This window comes from Vibrio sp. 1078-1, from assembly GCF_033340475.1.
Genome location: NZ_JAWOWM010000003.1, coordinates 222,739 through 240,775, shown reverse-complemented (window position 1 = coordinate 240,775; position 18,037 = coordinate 222,739). Strand labels below are relative to the sequence as shown.

The window sequence follows — 18,037 nt, the reverse complement described above, 5'->3', positions numbered from 1 at the left end:
ATTGCGATGAGCAAATGTAGCGTTTAAATTGATAAAGAACATATGCTAAGTCAATGAGCATATGTTCACTTATTGCATACAATATCGATCCTCTTAAAGGGCGAGAGAAACCATGAGCAGTTCTAATCAAGATATTTCCATTGAAAACACGGATTTGTTGACAGAGATTTCCGTCGCGTATTATCAAGACGGTGCGACTCAGGAAGAGATATCGAGAAAATTTGCCATATCACGCGCAAAGGTCGGGCGAATGCTCAAGCAGGCGCGTGATGAAGGCATTGTTGAAATTACCGTTAAATACCATCCGGTGTTCAGCGCCAAGATTGAACAACGTTTGATCGAGCGATTCGGCGTTAAGCGCGCGCTTGTTGCTCTTGATCAACCGAATGAAGAAGCGCAACGACTACAGGTATCGGGATTGGTGTCCAATTATCTCACTAGCACGCTCAAAAACGGCATGGTGGTGACGGTCGGACAAGGGCGCAACGTGTCGTCTGTCGCTCACCATATTGGTGTTATTACGCCGCGTGACTGTAAATTTGTGTGTGGTATTGGTGGTATTCACCCGCGTGGCGGTATGTATAACGCCGACCATATTTGTCGTCAGTTGGCGAAGAAATATGGGGGGACCTCTGAAACCCTTTATGCGCCGGCATACGCAGAAAATAGAGAACAGAAGTTGGCCTTCATGCAAAATGCAACCGTGAAACAAACGCTCGACCTAGCACGTAAAGCCGATGTTGCTTTGGTTGGTATTGGTGACATGAGCGAAAACAGTTACATGGTCGACTTAGGTTGGTTTACGCCTGATGAAGTGGTTCAGTCGAGACTTCAACAAGGTGTGGTAGGGGATTTTGCAGGTTATGACTTCTTTGATATTCACGGTAATGTAGCGAACACGGTAATGAGTGACCGAGTAATTGGACTTGGTATTGAAGAGTTTCGGCCGATCTCGGAAGTTATTGCGATCGCAGCTGAGAACAGCAAGCCACTCGCTCTACTCGGAGCATTAAGAACTGGAGCGATAGACGTGATCGCCACGAGCGTTAGCAACGCATTAACCGTGCTCAACTTAGATGAGCAAATGCACGGTAACGCGACATCTGAACGCTAACGGAAATAGTCGGCTTTTGATGTAGTCAGGCTATGAGGAGGGACAAATCACTCATAGCCAGTTTCTATTTCGAAATGACAAGTTTGGTTTAGAAGCTGCGTTTAGTTTATTGGAACACATCATCTTTAGATAAACGTAAGATACTTTGTTAAACAGACACTTGTCTTAACACTCGATAGGTAGAGAGTGGTCTGCACCCCATTCGGTCCAAGAACCGTCGTACACCGACAGGTTGTCCAGACCAATTTGATACGCCGCGAGTAATAAAATGCATGCGGTTACACCGGAACCGCAACTAAAAATAATCGAATTGTCACTATCTATCGTTAGTGCGCTAAATATCTGTTGCAACTCTGAATTTGGTTTAATGTGACCGTTGGTCAAGAGTTCTTGAAACGGTAAGCAAACCGAATTTGGAATGTGCCCACTACGTAGACCTTCTCGTGGCTCAGGCACTTCACCAAGGAAGCGAGCTTTGGCTCTGGCATCGATGATATTGGCACTTTTATTGGTTGAATGAGCAAGAACATCTTGTGCACTCAAAAAGGCATTTTGGTTGAGCTTGCCCGCAAAGTTGCCTTCTTCGCTTGGTTGCGATAGGGCACTTTCGACAGGAAATCCGGCTTCAATCCAAGCAGGAAGACCGCCGTTTAAGACTCGAACATTATCATGTCCCATAGCTTTGAACATCCACCAAGCTCTTGGCGCGGCTAAAGTGCCAGAGTTGTCGTAAACCACAATCAAATCTTCGTTGTTCAAACCGAGTTGTTTCGCATTTTGGTTGAAGCCTTCTTCTGTTGGCATCATATGCGGCAGAGAAGAACCGGGTAAGCAAAAGTCATTGTCGTAATCAAAGCGTAAAGTATTTGGAATCCACTTATCTTGAATCTTTTTGCCTTCAGAAGGGATTTGAAACGCAATACTAGCGTCGAGGAGCTTGACGTTAGGTTGGCCGAGAAGGCTATTGAGTTCATCAGTACTAATCAGTGCTTGCATTGTCTTTAGTTTGCTAGGTGGATAATCTTACTGTTTTACAACAAAAAAATCGCATGTTCAAAAGAACGATGCGATTTTTAAGCTTGAGATTGAAGATTTATGATGAAAGGTCGCTTTCGCTATGCCTTCAATCTATCTAGTTACATGGTCCAAGTGTTGTCTCCAGAAGTAATCACTTTCTGAATTGGGTCACTGCCGTCATAGAACCAAATTTCAACAAGTAGGCTACCTTGGCTATCAGAAACATTAAAGTCGACGTTTGCTGTACCGTTGTTGAGTGGAACCGATGCGACTTTGCTTGGATATTTTGCATCGTAGTTACCTGAACTGTTCTCGACAAACTCTTTGTACACGCTTAGGTGTGCACGTTGTGAAGAGAAACCACTGATGTCTACATTGAGCGTACCCTCCGTCACTGGGTTGTAGCTAAAGCCATCCGGTACTACTAGGTCCTGCATGGTTGCATTTTCTACAGTTACGGTAGTCTCTTCTACGGTTATTTCTTCCTGCTGGGTTGTGTCTTCCTCTGCAACGGTGGTTTGGGTTGGTGAAGGTGGTGTACTGTTACCACCTCCGCCGCCACCGCCACAAGCTGTTAGTGCTAATCCCATGATGATTGTGATAAGTGCTTTCATAATGTTATCTCCCTATGGAATGTAGCATTTGTTAGGTGTTGGAGCGGTGTGCCAATCTGTGCTTCGTTCGCCACCAGACTCAGCCCAAGTTTGGAATTGAGGGTATGCATCGACCATGTCTACACGCTCTAGCGGCCAATCCCAATCTTCTACTATCAACAGTGCCCAAGGTAAGTTGTTTGCTGTTTTGAAGTACACACCTTGCGCAGGGTCACTTGCATCGACGCCGACACCGAAGAGGTTTTGGTCATCAAACTGTTCTGTTGGTGCTTGGTCTGCTAAGTGAACTTCCCATTTACGACCTGGTTGGAAGGTAATCCCGTCGCCATGGTAAGTCCCCGGCGTTGCGAAGATGAACGGGTCGTATGGCATGGCTTGAATGGCTGAACGGTCAGATCCTTCAGTGAAGTACACATTCAAGGTAAAGGTGAGTGAAACGTTATCATCACAGCCAGACTCGGTACGGAAGTAGCTACAGCTGCTAGCCGCGTGTGTGCTTAAGTCTTCACTGATGATGAAAATGGCTTCATCAGAAATACTTTCCAAACCATTAGATGCTTGTTCTACACCATTGAAGGATAGCGTTGTTAATCCGTTTTCAATCGAGCTTCTCAATACACCCGGTAGTCGGATTGCGAAGCCATTTTTGTAACTTGCGCCGTAGGCCGCTAGGTCACCTGTAATCTGGATATTCTCAACATGACCAGCAAGACTGGTTTCAGTGATGCGGAATTTCACGACCACATCGTTCATGTCGTAGTCTGCGGTGTATGGCCAATTATCTTCATAAGCCACGGTGGCGTAATCTTCTGCACTCGGGAAATATTCCACTGAGTAGCCATTACCAGTGATGGTAATTGGGTAATCTTCCACCTCACCAGATGTCGAACCACCATCGTAGTTTAATCCGGTTTGTTGGCTAAAGCGGAATCGACTCCAGCTTGAACCTTCCGTTGCAGCGGTTGAAACGACAAACGGTAGGGGATTATTACCCGCAGACAGTAATTGGTCAGTAAAGACTTGTTCGCCTTCATCATCAAAGTCACCATCGCGGTTCCAGTCAAACCATGCTGATAGGTAGCCAGAAGTAGAAGCCGTCACATTCACAATTGAACTTAAGCTTGGGTCAAGTGCGGATACAAAACCAACACCATCTTCATCAGCGGTGCCAACAGAGTTGTCGTTTGCCTGACCGTCTGCATCACCATCTGGAGCAACAGAACCAAGCCAAGTTACACCGTCCACTTCGTGGCGAGGACCGTTTGACGCAAGCGTGGTGTGATAGCTGTCTGGAGCATCACCAAAATCAATTGGCTCGTCTTCGTCAATCACGGGAGCATTTGCACAACGTGCACCGTCATTTTGGCTTGAGCTTGGACCGTTGGATACAAACTCAACCGCAGGAACGATACCTGCTGCGATATTGGCTGCGTTACCTTCCGAAAGGTCAACGCGATAGATTTTGCCATCTTGGTTACGTGACACGTAGTAGTTGCCGTTTACATCGAAGTAGCCAGCACCAAATGTGCCTTTCTCACCTGTGTCACCTATCGCAGTTGCGCTACCATTTGATGGGTTGAACTGATATAGCACACCAGAGTTGTTGTCGATGCCGTAAAGGGAGCCATCACCTGGATGGAATGCAAAGTCGGTTAGGTTCACTGTCGCTGTTGAGCTGATTTTCACGATGCTCAATGTCGCATTTGGATCAGAATCGAGCGGAGAAAGGTCAATGGAGAAAAGTCCTTTGCCTTTGCGGTACAAGTAGTAGACGTGGTTGTAAACGTCACCTACGTAAAACGTGTGGTCGGTAGGAAGGCCCGAAACATCAAGCGTCTCTGCTTGGAAGTCTTTACCAAGACGAACAATCTTTTTGTTTGTGGTGTCGTAGCCGTAGATATAACGGTCAGTGAAGTTAAAGCCTACACCGTTGATGCCCGAAGCCAAACCTGTGTCGTCCTCTAAAAGAGTCGTAGAGCCTGTAACCAAATTGACGCCATAGATTTGAACCGGGGTTGATTGGAACAGGTATGCTTGGCTTGGGCACGTATCAAATGGCGCCGCTTGTGCGTAAGCGCTCGCTATTAGAGACCCAAGTAGTAGTGATGTCCTTTTCATAATTCGCCCTCTCATTGGTTCGTGATATATGCAATGAAAGGAATGTGCCAAGTTTTAAGTTGTTGAATTTTATTGATTTAATATTTGTAAGAAGAAGGGTTGTAAATCTGATTGTCAAAATGAGAAAAAGCCCAACATTGAGTTGGGCTTTTTGGGAATGATTAGAGGTTTAGAACTAACTACAAACCGGACAGGTGGGCATTTTCATCAGATTCATTTCTCGCCAAGACATGCTGAGCGCGTCCAAAATCAGAATTTTGCCTTTCTTTGGTTGGCCGTAATCAGCAATCACTTTAATCGCTTCCATCGCTTGTACTGCGCCAACAATACCCACAACAGGAGCCATGACTCCGGCTTCGACACAACTTAACGCACCGCTGCCGAAGAGGGCACTTAAGCACTGGTAACATGGTTGCGCTGGGTCATCATAAGTAAACACACTCACTTGGCCTTCCATGCGAATGGCCGCGCCTGAAACTAGCGGTGTTTTGGCCGCAAAACATAGGCGGTTAAGTTGATTGCGCGTATCAACGTTATCTGATGCATCGACAACAATAGTGTGCTCCGTAATCAGGCTCTCTAACGCGGTATCATCAAGACGTTTTGCGATGGTATCTACGATAATGTGCGGGTTAAGCTCGCGTAGCGCATCGGCCGCCGACTCTACCTTCTTACGACCAATATCCGCATCGTGGTGCAGCACTTGGCGCTGAAGGTTAGACAGCTCGACGATATCATCATCAATCAGCGTGATTTTACCGACACCAGCCGTCGCCAAATATTGGCTCGATGCACAGCCTAAACCGCCAGCACCAAGCATCAATACCGATGCTTGTTTGAGTGCTTCTTGTCCTTCAAAGTCAAACTGACGAAGAATGATTTGGCGGTTGTAACGCAACATTTCCTGATCGGAAAGAATATCCACAACGTCTTCCTAGTAAAGGGTTGAGTTGAATAGTTGAATCTGAACCGTTTCGCCCACTTCAACTCGGCCGCGTTCACGTTCCAATACAACAAAACAGTTCGCTAGGCTCATTGAGCGGAATGCACCAGAGCTTTGGTTACCGGTTGTTTCAACCACAAACTTGCCATCTTCCAATGTATAGATGCCACGTTGGTAATCGGTACGACCTGGCGCTTTCTTAAAGGCGGTTTTGGTTGTTGCTGGAATAGACTCGGGTGCTTTCCATTCGGTATGGCCTGCAAGTTTTGCCAGCATTGGTTGAACAAGCACGTACATAGTAAGGACTGCAGAAACCGGGTTACCTGGCAGACCACAGAACCAAGCTGTACTTAGCTTACCAAATGCGAAAGGTTTACCCGGCTTGATTGCTAGCTTCCAGAAACCGATTTCCCCAAGTTCTTCAAGGATGTCTTTGGTGTAATCCGCTTCGCCTACACTGACACCGCCTGAGGTCACAACCACATCTGCCAATGTTTGCGCTTGTTCAAAGGTTGCTTTTAGAGTCTCTGGGCAATCTGGAATGATGCCAAGATCTACGGCTTCACAACCGAAGTTCTCAATAAGCGGTTTAATGCCGTAACGGTTACTGTCGTAGATTTGACCTTCGTCTAGGGGCTCGCCTAGTGGTTTAAGTTCATCACCAGTAGAGAAGAAAGCAACTTTTGGCTTACGTACTACTGTCACATGGCTCACACCAAGAGACGCAATCATCGGAATATCGCGAGGTGTTAAACGTGCGCCTTTTGCCAGTACGATGTCGCCTTGTTTGATGTCGTCACCTGTTGGGCGGATGTTGTTTTGCGGCTTCACGTCAGTTTGGTTGAACTGAATACCAGTATCCGTTACTTCTGTGTTTTCTTGCATGATAACGGCATCACAACCCTGTGGGATTTTTGCGCCAGTCATGATGCGAACACAGGTACCTTGAGGCCATTCACCTTCAAAAGGTTGTCCTGCAAATGATTTACCTGCCAGAGGCAATACAGAAGATGACTCAAGATCTTGAATGCGAATAGCGTAGCCATCCATTGCTGAGTTATCGAATGGCGGTACGTGAATAGGAGACAGGATGTCTTCTGCCAGTACAAAACCGAGTGCTTCAGCAAGTGGAAGAGAAAGCGTTGTTTGGATAGGTTTGATTCGCGATAGCATTTTGTCCATCGCTTCTTCAATTGGCATCAAGCCAGGTGCGTCGCAGCAGCCCATTGAGAAAATCCTGTGTTCTTTTGTTTTGTGGCAACTTTACCATAAAAAGGGGACCGAGTAAGAATGTCCACCTATAAAATATGGGTGTAATTATTCAAAAATCCGAGTATCCTTGTCAGCCATCCGAAAGGGGTAAAAAGCCCGCGGAGCTCAATAAAATCAGCTCAGTACCTATATTTGATGTGACTTGGTGTAAAGACACGAAACTGAGCAGCTCAAAGCGAAAAATATGAATGCAATTTTGATTGGGTTTGTATTGAAGCGGAAGTAACAAAAGAGGAAGTGGAATGTCAGGTCTTAGCGAGTCAGCGAAGTTAGTAAAAGAAGCGCTAGAGCAACGCGGTTTGGAAACGCCAATGCGTCCAAACAACGTAAGTCGTGAAGAGAAGAAAGAGAAGATCGAACACCACATGCGTGAGATCTTAGGTCTACTTCAACTTGACCTTACCGACGATAGCCTAGAAGAGACCCCTCACCGCATTGCTAAGATGTACGTTGACGAAATCTTCTCTGGTCTGGATTACTCCAACTTTCCTAAAATCACAGTGATTGAGAACAAGATGAACGTGAGCGAGATGGTTCGCGTGAAGGACATCACCGTGACCAGCACTTGTGAACACCACCTTGTGACCATCGATGGCAAAGCTGCTGTGGCTTACATTCCACGTGGCAAGATCATTGGCCTATCAAAGATCAACCGTATTGTTCGCTTCTTTGCCCAGCGTCCACAAGTTCAAGAGCGTATGACTCAGCAGATTCTTGTTGCACTTCAAACGTTGCTTGAGTCTGATGATGTAGCAGTGACAATTGACGCAACACACTACTGTGTGAAATCTCGCGGTGTGATGGATGCAACCAGCGAAACGACGACGACAGCGTTGGGTGGTATCTTCAAAAGCAATCCAGCAACACGTGCCGAATTTCTGCACGGTTTACGCTAGGTAACTAAGCAAGTTTCTAAGAGGATGGCAAACGCCATCCTTTTTTTATGCTTGTTTAGAAAATGACTTCATGATTTCTGGCCAATACATTTTGACGTAACCTGCCGATACCCAAACAACCAATACAGTCGCGATACTGAGCTCTAGAAAACCAAAGTCGTGTAGCCAGTGCCAGTGAGGGTGCGATTCGGCAAAAAAAGAGGTTAAGCGATGCATTGCGATAGCGCTGATCACGGAAGGAAAGGTTACTGCCGCGATAGAAGGTTGAAACTTCAAGCGAAGTAAGCGGAAGTAACATAAGTAGATCAATAAAGTCATAGTGATGGCGATCCCGGCCAATGCGCCTGTTAGTATCGGATCAGGTAAGGGAAAGTTCACCAAGTATGCTGCTAATGATAAGTTTACCGGCGCGGCCATAATCGCGAGGGTCGGTCTTGCTCGCCTTGGTAGAGAGCCGAAAAACACCAAACGATACAACACGAGTGGCAGCATGAAGAAATAAATGCCGATGCACATCATCGCTAGCGTTTCGGAGAATAAGTTGTGACCTAGTTGAGAACCGGCTAGTGAACTACTGATCAGCCCCACCGGATAAAGAAACCAACTCGGTACGATATTGGACATTTTGAAGTTCATTAGCTGAAAGCTAAAAAACAGCACCATCATAGTAAAATGCAGCAAAAGCGCCATAAACCAAAGTGGATAAGCGATGATAGGCGCTACAGCGGCAAGATAATCTGCAAGGATCAGTAACGCCATACTCATTGGTGCCATTAAACTACCACTCAGCGGGTGACGAATGTCGACCATGAATAATCGTGGATTAGCGGCATATTTTATGAGTACAGGGGCGAGTAAAAGTGCGCCGAGTGACGCCAAAAATGGGCGTATCGGTTCACCAATCTCAGGAACATAGAGTGCCCAAGCTTGCCCTAAACCTATCATACCTAGTGCCAACGCGGCTTGAGACGGCGGGACACTATAAAACTGCACAAGTCTTCTCCAGTTCAAATCTACTCCATTTGATTTTTGCCTGAATGAAACGAAACATGACGATTTGGATGAAATGCTCTATTTAAGTAGCGAATACTAACAAGTATGGAGAGGGGTTTCTCATGAAAGGTGGTGAGCAAATATCAGAGAATGATAATTTTGTGAGTTTGGTATCGAATATTTGGGAAAAGATGTAAAAATGCAGAGTTTATCGCTCCAAACCCTTCGATAGTCTGGAGCGAAGTGATAACAAAGAGAATGTTATGTTGATTGATTCTCCGGTAGATCCTGCTGGCGTAACTTTTCGTTTTTGATTGTACGATGCAGCAGCTGGCTGTAAATAGGTTGTCCACCCAACAATTGAGCAATAATCACAGCGCCCAAACAAGTAATGATCAATGGCAGGATTAAGTAGTAGTTATTCGTCATTTCAATCACTAACAGAATACCAGTAATCGGTGCACGTACCGTTGCAGCAAACAGGGCACCCATGCCCGCAATCGCAAATACACCAGGCTCGATATCAAGCGCAGGGAGCAAGACATCAGCACTTGCTCCGAACGCATAGCCAAATAAGGTTCCCAGAGCAAGCATAGGTGCAAAGATGCCTCCCGGCGCACCAGAACCAAAACAGAGCAGGGTTGTAATTACGCGACCAAAGAAAAGCAAAACTAAAATAGATACCGAGTAGTTACCGTTAGTAATGTCAGGAATAAGGCCGATACCACCACCAGTTAGTTGGGGTACGTACAAAAGAAGCAAACCAAACACGCCTCCCAGTAGCGAACCCACAATCAAGTAGCGCTTACGATCGTTTTTGTGAATGGCGACAAAACTGTCTTGTGCCACGGTAATCAGTTTATTGAAGATCACGCCAAACACGCCAAACAATGCGCCAAGCAATAAAAACAGCCATAGGGTTTGAAGCTCTGGCGACTGGTATTGCGGCATAGTGATAACGGCGTCTTGCCCGTTGATGGCGCGAAACACTATGTTCGCCATAATGGCAGAAATGATCACTGCGCGAATTGAGATCAAAGAGTAGCGAAACTGAGGTCGCATTTCCTCCACAACGAACATAATGCCTGCGAGTGGGGCATTAAAAGCCGCAGCCAAACCGCCAGCAGCACCAGAAGCGAGCAGGGAGTGGCGGGTATCGTCATCCTTTACGCGGAATATATCGGTCACCATTCGACCAACAGCGCCCCCCATTTGAACGGTTGGGCCTTCACGACCCAGCACCATACCTGAGCCAAGTGCGCCCATGCCGCCGAAGAATTTTACTGGTAGAACTCGCCACCAGCGCACTGGACGAATACTATCCATTGCCCCTTCGATTTCAGGAATACCAGAACCTGCCGCTTCTGGCGCAAAGCGGTGCACAAGAAAATAGCCAATAAAAGCTAAAAGTGCGCTAATGAGAACCGCTGCCAGCCACAACGGTAGAACATTACCAATTTCGCTTCTTAACCATTCTGTTCGTGTTTCAGAAACGAAATGAACGGCAAGCTCGAAATACGTACCGACAAAACCAGCCAACGTACCCACAATGGCGGCCATAATGAGAACAGAAAATGGTGTTGACCCTCGAGAGACAAACTGGTTAATCGCATCTTTCGGTACGTGCGCCAACACAGATTTCACAATTCTCTCGCGTTTGGTCATTAACAAGCTCTCCTGTTGCCGGGGGGGAAGGGACGAAAGAAAGTATACGCTTCGCAGAGTCTAGACCTAATCAATAAAGATGCAATTTAGCTTTTCACTATTGAGTGTTTGAAGTGTCGCGATATTATTCATTCACTCAGATTGTGCTATTGCTCTCATAATTTAGGATAAAAAACTTGTTTTTTGAGAAAAATGAACCATTCTTTAAATGTAAAGCAACATGACTGCTTCAGAAGGAGGGATGTGAGGTTTTACACACAATTTGGATGGATTCAAACCCTACGGTAAGTCCTCGTTTTATGTTCGGGATGCATCAATAGACATCGCCGATTCGCACACTCACGATTGAGTAACGAGGTAGAGGCGCACGCACATGTGCGCCTTCTTAATTTCTGCGTTATAACTTTCATCACCATAACTTTCATCGCCACCTGCCACTATTTTTCTCTTGAACATTTTCTTGCAGTTAGTAATGTCTTGGTTCGATGTCAACCAACTAGAGCAGTGCATGCGCTTTTATCTTCGACTCTTACTTTCTTTATGTTTTTGTTCGGTAACGTTTCCGGCACTTTCAACGCCGAGCTGGTGGCAAGACACGTTGTCAGCTATGCCATATTCCAATCTAAAAGAACGTATAGAAAAAAGTGGGAGCTGGTATAGTTGCGAAGTGCAGCTGCTAGACAATTCAACGTTTATCAGCGCATTTTGTTTGGATGATTTTTCGTACTACCAGCAGCACTTGTATGGTGAAGTGGTTTTGAGAAGAGAAAGTGCTCAGTTCTCGTTTCTCACTGAATACGAGTGGCAGCGTCTGAATGACTTACTTCTCAACTTAAGAAAGGATGGGTTAGTTTTACGCAGAGTTACTATCGGACAAGAACACTATGATGTCGTTGAAGCTCTGGAAAAGAAATCTTCCGAGCTTGTCGATAAAGAAGTTATTTTGTTGATGAACCGCTATCCACAAGAAACGATTCGAAGTTTGCTTTGGGTAAAACCGGACGAGTTTCTGACGCCATCACCGTCCTTAAATGTGCAATTGCGCAGTGATGGCGAAATTATCGAGGTCAAAGTGACTCGTTTTTAGATTCTTTATGGAGAGATAGGAAGGTCGCCATTGCAGACTCATCCAAAAAACCATCCGATTTTTTGTGAGCGCGCAGGTATTGATAGCCTGCGATTAGCTTGCGGTGTAGCTCTTCTGCATCGTCTGACAACGGCTGATTCATAACGTGTTGAAAGGCAAGTTTGTACGCATCCATATCCACGACTTCAGCACGGCGATATAAATAACCACATCCCGTTGCTAACCATTCGAGAGAGCAATTGGCGCGCATTGCAATTTGATTTGCTTTGGTTAGGCTAGGTTCACTGCCTTTAAGGTATTTGCGTATTAAAGCTTCAGACACATCGACGCGTCGAGCGAACCCGCTGATGCTTTCTTCTCCGATCAGGGTGGCTAGGCGTTGGGCAAAAGACATATTTCGTACTCCAGTTCGAATTGCGAAAGTTTACCCGTTGAGCTGGTACGAAAACAAGACTACGATGAATGCAGATCAATTGAAGGAGAAAACCCATGGTTGCAAAAGTAGTAACTGCACCAAAAGGCCCAGAGTTCTCAGAGCTGGTTCAAGGATATTGGCGTGCAGTTGAGTGGGGAATGACGGCTCAAGAGCGTTTGTCATTTCTTAAGCAACACATTGAGTTAGGCATTACGACAGTCGATCACGCCGACATCTACGGTAATTACGAGTGTGAGGCGTTGTTTGGTGAAGCGTTAGCTTTAGACAAGAGTGTTCGTGAGCAAATTCAGATCGTGACGAAATGCGACATCAATTTGTGTGGCGATAAAACGCCAGAGCGTAAGATCAATCACTACGACACGAGCTCAGCACATATCTACCAATCGGTGAATAATTCGCTAGAACGTTTGAATGTGGATGAAATCGACGTACTTTTAATTCATCGTCCTGACGTGTTAATGGATGCGGACGAGGTTGCAGAAGCATTTTCTGAGCTTCACAAAGTCGGCAAAGTGAAGCACTTTGGCGTGTCTAACTTCACTCCACGCCAGTTTGAACTGCTGCAATCTCGCTTAGGTAAGCCGTTGGTTACTAACCAAGTGGAAATCAACCCACTTAACTTTGAGGTTGCTCACGATGGAACGCTTGACCAAATGCAAATGTTGCGTACGCGACCAATGGCTTGGTCTTGCCTCGGTGGAGGTTCAATTTTTAGTGGTGACAGTGAGCAAGCTGTTCGTGTCCGTAACGAATTAGAAGCAATTCGTGAAGAAGTGGGCGCAGCGAGTATTGACCAAGTAATTTATGCCTGGGTACGTCGTTTGCCATCTAACCCTATTCCAATCATTGGCTCTGGTAAAATCGAGCGTGTGCAAACTGCAGTTAATGCATTGAACATCGAACTTACTCGAGAGCAATGGTATCGCGTATGGGTGGCTTCTAAAGGTCATGGTGTGCCATAGAATTGATATCTTATCGATGAAATTGTTATTAAAGGCATCCTCTAGCAGGGTGCCTTTTTAGTTTTAGCGCGTTACTGTTTACCCATTATGGAAATGGAAAGAATGAAATTCGAGCAAAAATGGGCTTTGGATGTTAGCTGCAACTTTTTGCTTACTTTGGGTGGAGGAGTTTTACCCATGTTTGTTTTATGTCACTAAACAGCGAATGTGATGCTTGCTTTTTAGTCATTTTGTTCACTCATTCATTCATATTGCGTATGCTTATTGAATAATAAAGAAATAAAAAACTCGTCAGTTTTCTCGTATTACATGCTGTAACAATCTGTTAGACTCCGGCGCAGATTGTGGAATATAAAAAGGTGATTGAATGTCTTTTCCCGTACTCATCTGTGATGATTCAGCGTTAGCACGCAAACAGATGGCGAGATCACTACCAGCCACATTGAATGCCGATATTACGTTTGCTATCCACGGAAAAAACGCGCTAGAAGAACTCGAAAAAAACGAGTTTAAATTGATGTTTCTTGATTTGACCATGCCAGAAATGGATGGCTTTGAAACACTAGAGCACATGCAACGGTTGGGGGATAAAACTCCGGTGGTTGTTGTGTCGGGGGATATCCAACCTAAAGCGAAAGAGCGCGTGTTCGCACTGGGTGCAAAAGCGTTTATTCAAAAACCGATCGCCAAAGATGAACTCAAGAAGGCGCTTAAAGAGTTGGTCGAGCCAGAACCTCGTCCTCAAATTATCACGCCTGTCTCTATTGAGTTACCGATTTTACGTCGTCGCGATATTTACATGGAAGTGGCTAACGTTTCAATTGGTCGAGCAGCCGATGCATTGGCGCGTCACTTTGATGTGTTTGTGCAACTACCTCTGCCGAACGTCAATATCTTTGAAGTGAGCGAACTTCACATGGCCCTACGCGACTTGGCGTCGCATGACAACGTATCGGGTGTTTGTCAGGGATTTTGTGGCGAAGGTATTGCTGGCGAAGCGCTAGTGATTTTGAGTGATTCAAGCGTATCTGATCTCAAAAAGTTGATGAAAGTACCAGCAGACAGCGAAGAGCTAGAAGAGCTTGAGCTGCTAATGGATATTTCTAATATTTTGGTGGGGTCGTTCTTAAATGGTTTAGGCGAGCAGTCTGAAGTCCGATTCTTCCAAAGTCCACCAGTACTCCTTGGTCAGCATATCTCAATTGACTCGATCATTGAATCTACAACTGGAGCATTCAGCCGCACGATGACATTCGAAGTGAGCTACAACATTGAAGGAACGTCGATTCGTTGTGACTTGTTGTTTATGTTTGTGGACGAATCCTTGCCGCTGCTTGATAACAAACTGTCTTATCTAATGGAGGAGTTCTAATGTTGAATATGCCAGCAGAGTTTGAACAATTCCATTGGATGGTGGATATGGTACAAAACGTTGACATGGGCTTAGTGGTCATTGATCGAGATTACAATGTACAGGTCTGGAATGGGTTTATGACTCATCACAGTGGTTTGCAGTCTCATGATGCGATAGGTCGTTCTATATTTGATATCTTCCCTGAAATCCCACAGGAGTGGTTTAAATTAAAAACAAAACCAGTGTATGACCTAGGCTGTCGCAGCTTCATCACATGGCGACAACGACCTTACTTATTCTGCTGTCGCAATGTTCGACCAGTTACGCAGCAAGCGGAGTTTATGTACCAGAATGTTACGTTGAACCCAATGCGCACACCGACTGGAAAAATCAACTCGTTGTTTTTGTCTATACAAGACGCGACGGCTGAAGCTCTGATGTCTCAGAATCAATAGCGATAAAAAACTTTCTCAAAAGCCAAGGTCCGCCTTGGCTTTTTTGTATACTTATAATTGTGTTTCCCAATGCGTAGAACGTGAATATGGACTTTAATCTCGCCCTAAAACTCTACACCGCAGAGCAAGTAAAAAACGGTGAAACGCTGGCTGCGCAAATGGCTGGTGTTTCTATGTATAGCTTAATGCAACGCGCTGGTATGGCCGTGTATGAGCGCTTTTTACATCTGTATCCTAAATCAAAAAATATCTTAGTGATTTGCGGTAAAGGGAATAACGGTGGCGATGGTTACGTATTTGCATCTCTTGCGAAACAAGCTCAACTCAATGTACATGTTTTCCAAATTGGTGATGTATCTGTGCTAAAAGGTGATGCTTTGCGCGCATACGAAGACTGGCAGTCAATCGACGGTGTTAACAATGATTGGGATGAATGGAATACCGCATTGCTAGAAGCAGATGTGATCATCGATGCCATGTTAGGCACTGGTTTAAGCGGTGAGGTTCGTTCGGAGTATCGTCGCTATATTGACCAAATTAATCAAATTCATACCCCTGTGATTGCAGTCGACGTTCCTTCTGGTCTGTGTGCTAATACAGGTGCAGTTTTAGGTGATGCTATTCGTGCCGAGCATACTGTAACCTTCATTGGGGTTAAACAAGGCTTATGCACTGGACAAGCGAGAGATCGAGTTGGCGAGCTCTACTTTTGTGGTTTAGGCGTCAATACTAAGTTTGATACTATCGAAGTAGAAAGTGCATTAGGTATTGATCATCAGGTTGTTTCAAGATTAATGCCCAAGCCAAATCCAACGGTCCATAAAGGTGACAACGGGAAGTTGCTTTGTGTTGGTGGCAATCAAGGGATGTCTGGAGCGATTCGTTTATGTTCCTCCGCTGCGATTAGAGCCGGAGCGGGTTTAACTGCCGCAATTACTCACACGAGTAGCCTTATTCCACTGCAGGTTGGTTGCCCAGAAGTAATGAGCCAGAGCATCACCGCTGACTTACTCAGGGATACTGAGAACGACTTAACTAAACGCATTCGCTGGGCTGACGTATTAGTGTTTGGTCCTGGCTTTGGAGATGATGAGTGGGCTTATCAAGCCTATCAATATCTGGCTCAAGAGCAGAAACCTAAAGTTGTTGATGCTGATGGCCTCAATATTCTAGCGATGCTGAGCCAGCGATGCGATGGCACTCTGGTGTACGACAACCATCGAGTGATCACGCCGCATCCTAGAGAGGCTGCTCGACTACTAAATGTAACCATTCAACAAATAGAAAGTGACCGATACTCTGCTGCAAGACAACTGCAAGAGCGTTATGGCGGTGTAGTGGTTTTAAAAGGCGCGGGGACGCTTATTTACGATGGAACGAGAATGTACGTCTGTCTAGCGGGTAACGCCGGAATGGCGACGGGGGGAATGGGAGATGTGTTATCTGGAGTCATTGGTGCATTACTAGCCAAAGGTTTACCAATTTCTGTTGCCGCACGTTTAGGTGTGGTACTTCACAGTCATGCTGCTGATATAAACGTTAGTCAGCATGGTCAAATTGGTCTTTTGGCAAGTGATGTCGTTAGCACTCTTCGTACCGCTATCACCCAAGAGCTCTATCGAAATTAATTAGATTTCATGCATTGCAGAGAAAATTGGTCGATTTTTTTGAGTACTTTTTTACGAATTAGCAGGGCATCTTAGTATTAGGTGATTGAGTTTTAGGCAGATTTGAGAGGTGATGCGTTTTAATTTTTAAGATATGACGCAAAGGTTTGCGCAATGGGTTAACTTAAGTGCTTTCTCAAGTTGTTGATAGTTATAAATAATAAGAGGTTTTGGTGACTTGGGGAGCGTTTTTGATATGCGATTTTCAAGATGGTATCACAAAAAAAATTCAAATATCAGACTTGTAGGAAATAAATCACAGCCTATAATGCTGAAAACCGGAGCGTCTGCCAACGCTCCGGTTTTTTTGTGTCCGAAGAACAGTGAACTCGTCTGCCAACGAAATCACTACGCACTCTGAAATGACACATATACATATGAATCAAGGAATTACACAATGCGTATCGAACAAGAACTTAAGTTAGGTTTTAAAGATGTACTGTTTCGCCCGAAACGTTCTACCCTTAAGAGCCGTTCTCAAGTAAATTTAACCCGCGATTTTACATTCAAGCATAGTGGTCGTCAATGGTCTGGTGTGCCGGTAATCGCAGCAAACATGGATTCGGTTGGTAGCTTTGCAATGGCTAAAGCGCTGGCTGAGCATGGTGTAATGACCGCTGTTCACAAACATTACACGGTAGAAGATTGGGCTGAGTTTGCTAAATCAGCAGATAAAGTAACCATGAATAACGTTATGGTGTCTACTGGGACATCTGACGCAGACTTCCAAAAAACCAAAGACATCATGGCACTTTCAGATGAATTTATTTTCATTTGTATCGACATTGCAAATGGTTACTCAGAGCATTTGGTCGAGTATGTTGAACGCGTGCGAGCAGAGTTCCCAGACAAGGTCATTTCTGCAGGCAACGTGGTTACTGGTGATATGTGTGAAGAGCTAATCCTAGCTGGTGCAGACATCGTTAAAGTGGGTATCGGCCCAGGCTCTGTATGTACAACTCGTGTAAAAACGGGTGTTGGTTACCCGCAGCTTTCTGCAATCATCGAGTGTGGTGATGCAGCGCACGGCCTTGGTGGCATGATCGTCGGTGACGGTGGCTGTTCTTGTGCGGGTGACGTAGCGAAAGCATTCGGTGGTGGCGCGGATTTCGTAATGCTAGGTGGGATGCTAGCGGGTCACGAAGAGTCAGGCGGCGAAGTGATCGAGAAAGACGGCGAGAAGTTCATGAAATTCTATGGCATGTCGTCGAAGAGCGCGATGGACAAGCACTCAGGTGGTGTCGCTGGCTACCGTGCGGCCGAAGGTAAAACCGTATTATTGCCATACCGTGGTAGTGTTCACGGCACTATTCAAGACATCCTTGGCGGCGTTCGCTCAACATGTACATACGTAGGTGCAGCAAAGCTTAAAGAGCTAACCAAGCGTACTACATTCATCCGTGTTCAAGAACAAGAGAACAACGTGTTCGGTAAAGAGTAAATC

General features: G+C 45.5%; 16 protein-coding genes. 8 read left to right on the top strand and 8 right to left on the bottom strand.

The features are described 5' to 3' along the window. The first annotated feature begins 112 nt into the window (after positions 1–112). Positions 113–1,114 (top strand): sugar-binding transcriptional regulator, encoded by a 1,002-nt coding sequence (locus tag R7190_RS08075; protein WP_005387670.1) that lies wholly within the window; start codon positions 113–115, stop codon positions 1,112–1,114. A 165-nt stretch (positions 1,115–1,279) separates the two neighbouring features. Here the strand turns inward: R7190_RS08075 and R7190_RS08070 are convergent, their stop codons facing one another. The 5 genes from R7190_RS08070 to moeA all read right to left on the bottom strand — a co-directional run bounded on the left by R7190_RS08070 (position 1,280) and on the right by moeA (position 7,033). Beyond that, the gene (locus R7190_RS08070) at positions 1,280–2,110 is read right to left on the bottom strand and encodes a sulfurtransferase (RefSeq protein ID WP_054701847.1); all 831 of its coding nucleotides are present in this window, start codon (positions 2,108–2,110) and stop codon (positions 1,280–1,282) included. 140 nt (positions 2,111–2,250) lie between these two features. Next, complete coding sequence (locus tag R7190_RS08065) at positions 2,251–2,745, bottom strand: hypothetical protein (protein WP_054701851.1); 495 nt, start codon at positions 2,743–2,745, stop codon at positions 2,251–2,253. A gap of 12 nt (positions 2,746–2,757) precedes the next feature. Next, positions 2,758–4,863, bottom strand: coding sequence for an LruC domain-containing protein (locus R7190_RS08060; protein WP_186585441.1), 2,106 nt, complete (start codon positions 4,861–4,863; stop codon positions 2,758–2,760). 175 nt (positions 4,864–5,038) lie between these two features. After that, positions 5,039–5,788, bottom strand: a complete 750-nt coding sequence (moeB, locus tag R7190_RS08055; RefSeq protein WP_186585440.1) for a molybdopterin-synthase adenylyltransferase MoeB — start codon at positions 5,786–5,788, stop codon at positions 5,039–5,041. Positions 5,789–5,797: 9 nt separating this feature from the next. Continuing rightward, a complete protein-coding gene (moeA, locus tag R7190_RS08050; RefSeq protein WP_045412151.1) occupies positions 5,798–7,033 on the bottom strand; it encodes a molybdopterin molybdotransferase MoeA in 1,236 nt (411 codons plus the stop codon). Between the two features lie 287 nt (positions 7,034–7,320). Here moeA and folE point away from each other — a divergent pair, with 287 nt between their 5' ends. Next, the gene (gene folE, locus R7190_RS08045) at positions 7,321–7,974 is read left to right on the top strand and encodes a GTP cyclohydrolase I FolE (protein ID WP_005373478.1); all 654 of its coding nucleotides are present in this window, start codon (positions 7,321–7,323) and stop codon (positions 7,972–7,974) included. Positions 7,975–8,019: 45 nt separating this feature from the next. On the opposite strand, the gene R7190_RS08040 is transcribed toward folE, so the two are convergent. Continuing rightward, a complete protein-coding gene (locus R7190_RS08040; protein ID WP_005373475.1) occupies positions 8,020–8,967 on the bottom strand; it encodes a TDT family transporter in 948 nt (315 codons plus the stop codon). Positions 8,968–9,228: 261 nt separating this feature from the next. After that, entirely contained in the window at positions 9,229–10,632 is a 1,404-nt protein-coding gene (clcA, locus tag R7190_RS08035; RefSeq protein WP_186585438.1) for a H(+)/Cl(-) exchange transporter ClcA, read from the bottom strand. 472 nt (positions 10,633–11,104) lie between these two features. Between clcA and R7190_RS08030 the strand changes: the two genes are divergently transcribed. Continuing rightward, a complete protein-coding gene (locus tag R7190_RS08030; protein WP_250157666.1) occupies positions 11,105–11,719 on the top strand; it encodes a hypothetical protein in 615 nt (204 codons plus the stop codon). Here the strand turns inward: R7190_RS08030 and R7190_RS08025 are convergent. Then, a complete protein-coding gene (locus R7190_RS08025) occupies positions 11,700–12,113 on the bottom strand; it encodes a helix-turn-helix domain-containing protein (protein WP_005387686.1) in 414 nt (137 codons plus the stop codon). The genes R7190_RS08030 and R7190_RS08025 overlap by 20 nt on opposite strands. Before the next feature lie 95 nt (positions 12,114–12,208). Between R7190_RS08025 and R7190_RS08020 the strand changes: the two genes are divergently transcribed. From R7190_RS08020 to R7190_RS08000, 5 genes are all read left to right on the top strand, one after another. Next, positions 12,209–13,117: an aldo/keto reductase gene (locus R7190_RS08020; protein WP_005387688.1), complete on the top strand. Its 909-nt coding sequence runs from the start codon at positions 12,209–12,211 to the stop codon at positions 13,115–13,117. Positions 13,118–13,484: 367 nt separating this feature from the next. Continuing rightward, entirely contained in the window at positions 13,485–14,489 is a 1,005-nt protein-coding gene (locus tag R7190_RS08015; RefSeq protein ID WP_005373466.1) for a response regulator, read from the top strand. After that, positions 14,489–14,926 (top strand): PAS domain-containing protein, encoded by a 438-nt coding sequence (locus R7190_RS08010; RefSeq protein ID WP_005373463.1) that lies wholly within the window; start codon positions 14,489–14,491, stop codon positions 14,924–14,926. Before R7190_RS08015 ends, R7190_RS08010 begins: the two co-directional genes overlap by 1 nt. An 86-nt stretch (positions 14,927–15,012) precedes the next feature. Beyond that, positions 15,013–16,554 carry an NAD(P)H-hydrate dehydratase gene (locus R7190_RS08005; protein WP_186585436.1) on the top strand — a complete coding sequence of 514 codons (1,542 nt, stop codon included), beginning with the start codon at positions 15,013–15,015 and terminating at the stop codon, positions 16,552–16,554. A 436-nt stretch (positions 16,555–16,990) separates the two neighbouring features. Beyond that, positions 16,991–18,034, top strand: coding sequence for a GMP reductase (locus tag R7190_RS08000; protein WP_005373458.1), 1,044 nt, complete (start codon positions 16,991–16,993; stop codon positions 18,032–18,034). The last annotated feature ends 3 nt before the right edge of the window (positions 18,035–18,037 follow it).

Coding starts and splice junctions, on each gene's coding strand:
- R7190_RS08075 (WP_005387670.1), top strand. CDS start 113: ATGAGCAGTTCTAATCAAGATATTTCCATTGAAAACACGGATTTGTTG.
- R7190_RS08070 (WP_054701847.1), bottom strand. CDS start 2,110: ATGCAAGCACTGATTAGTACTGATGAACTCAATAGCCTTCTCGGCCAA.
- R7190_RS08065 (WP_054701851.1), bottom strand. CDS start 2,745: ATGAAAGCACTTATCACAATCATCATGGGATTAGCACTAACAGCTTGT.
- R7190_RS08060 (WP_186585441.1), bottom strand. CDS start 4,863: ATGAAAAGGACATCACTACTACTTGGGTCTCTAATAGCGAGCGCTTAC.
- moeA (WP_045412151.1), bottom strand. CDS start 7,033: ATGGGCTGCTGCGACGCACCTGGCTTGATGCCAATTGAAGAAGCGATG.
- folE (WP_005373478.1), top strand. CDS start 7,321: ATGTCAGGTCTTAGCGAGTCAGCGAAGTTAGTAAAAGAAGCGCTAGAG.
- clcA (WP_186585438.1), bottom strand. CDS start 10,632: ATGACCAAACGCGAGAGAATTGTGAAATCTGTGTTGGCGCACGTACCG.
- R7190_RS08030 (WP_250157666.1), top strand. CDS start 11,105: ATGTCTTGGTTCGATGTCAACCAACTAGAGCAGTGCATGCGCTTTTAT.
- R7190_RS08025 (WP_005387686.1), bottom strand. CDS start 12,113: ATGTCTTTTGCCCAACGCCTAGCCACCCTGATCGGAGAAGAAAGCATC.
- R7190_RS08020 (WP_005387688.1), top strand. CDS start 12,209: ATGGTTGCAAAAGTAGTAACTGCACCAAAAGGCCCAGAGTTCTCAGAG.
- R7190_RS08015 (WP_005373466.1), top strand. CDS start 13,485: ATGTCTTTTCCCGTACTCATCTGTGATGATTCAGCGTTAGCACGCAAA.
- R7190_RS08010 (WP_005373463.1), top strand. CDS start 14,489: ATGTTGAATATGCCAGCAGAGTTTGAACAATTCCATTGGATGGTGGAT.
- R7190_RS08005 (WP_186585436.1), top strand. CDS start 15,013: ATGGACTTTAATCTCGCCCTAAAACTCTACACCGCAGAGCAAGTAAAA.
- R7190_RS08000 (WP_005373458.1), top strand. CDS start 16,991: ATGCGTATCGAACAAGAACTTAAGTTAGGTTTTAAAGATGTACTGTTT.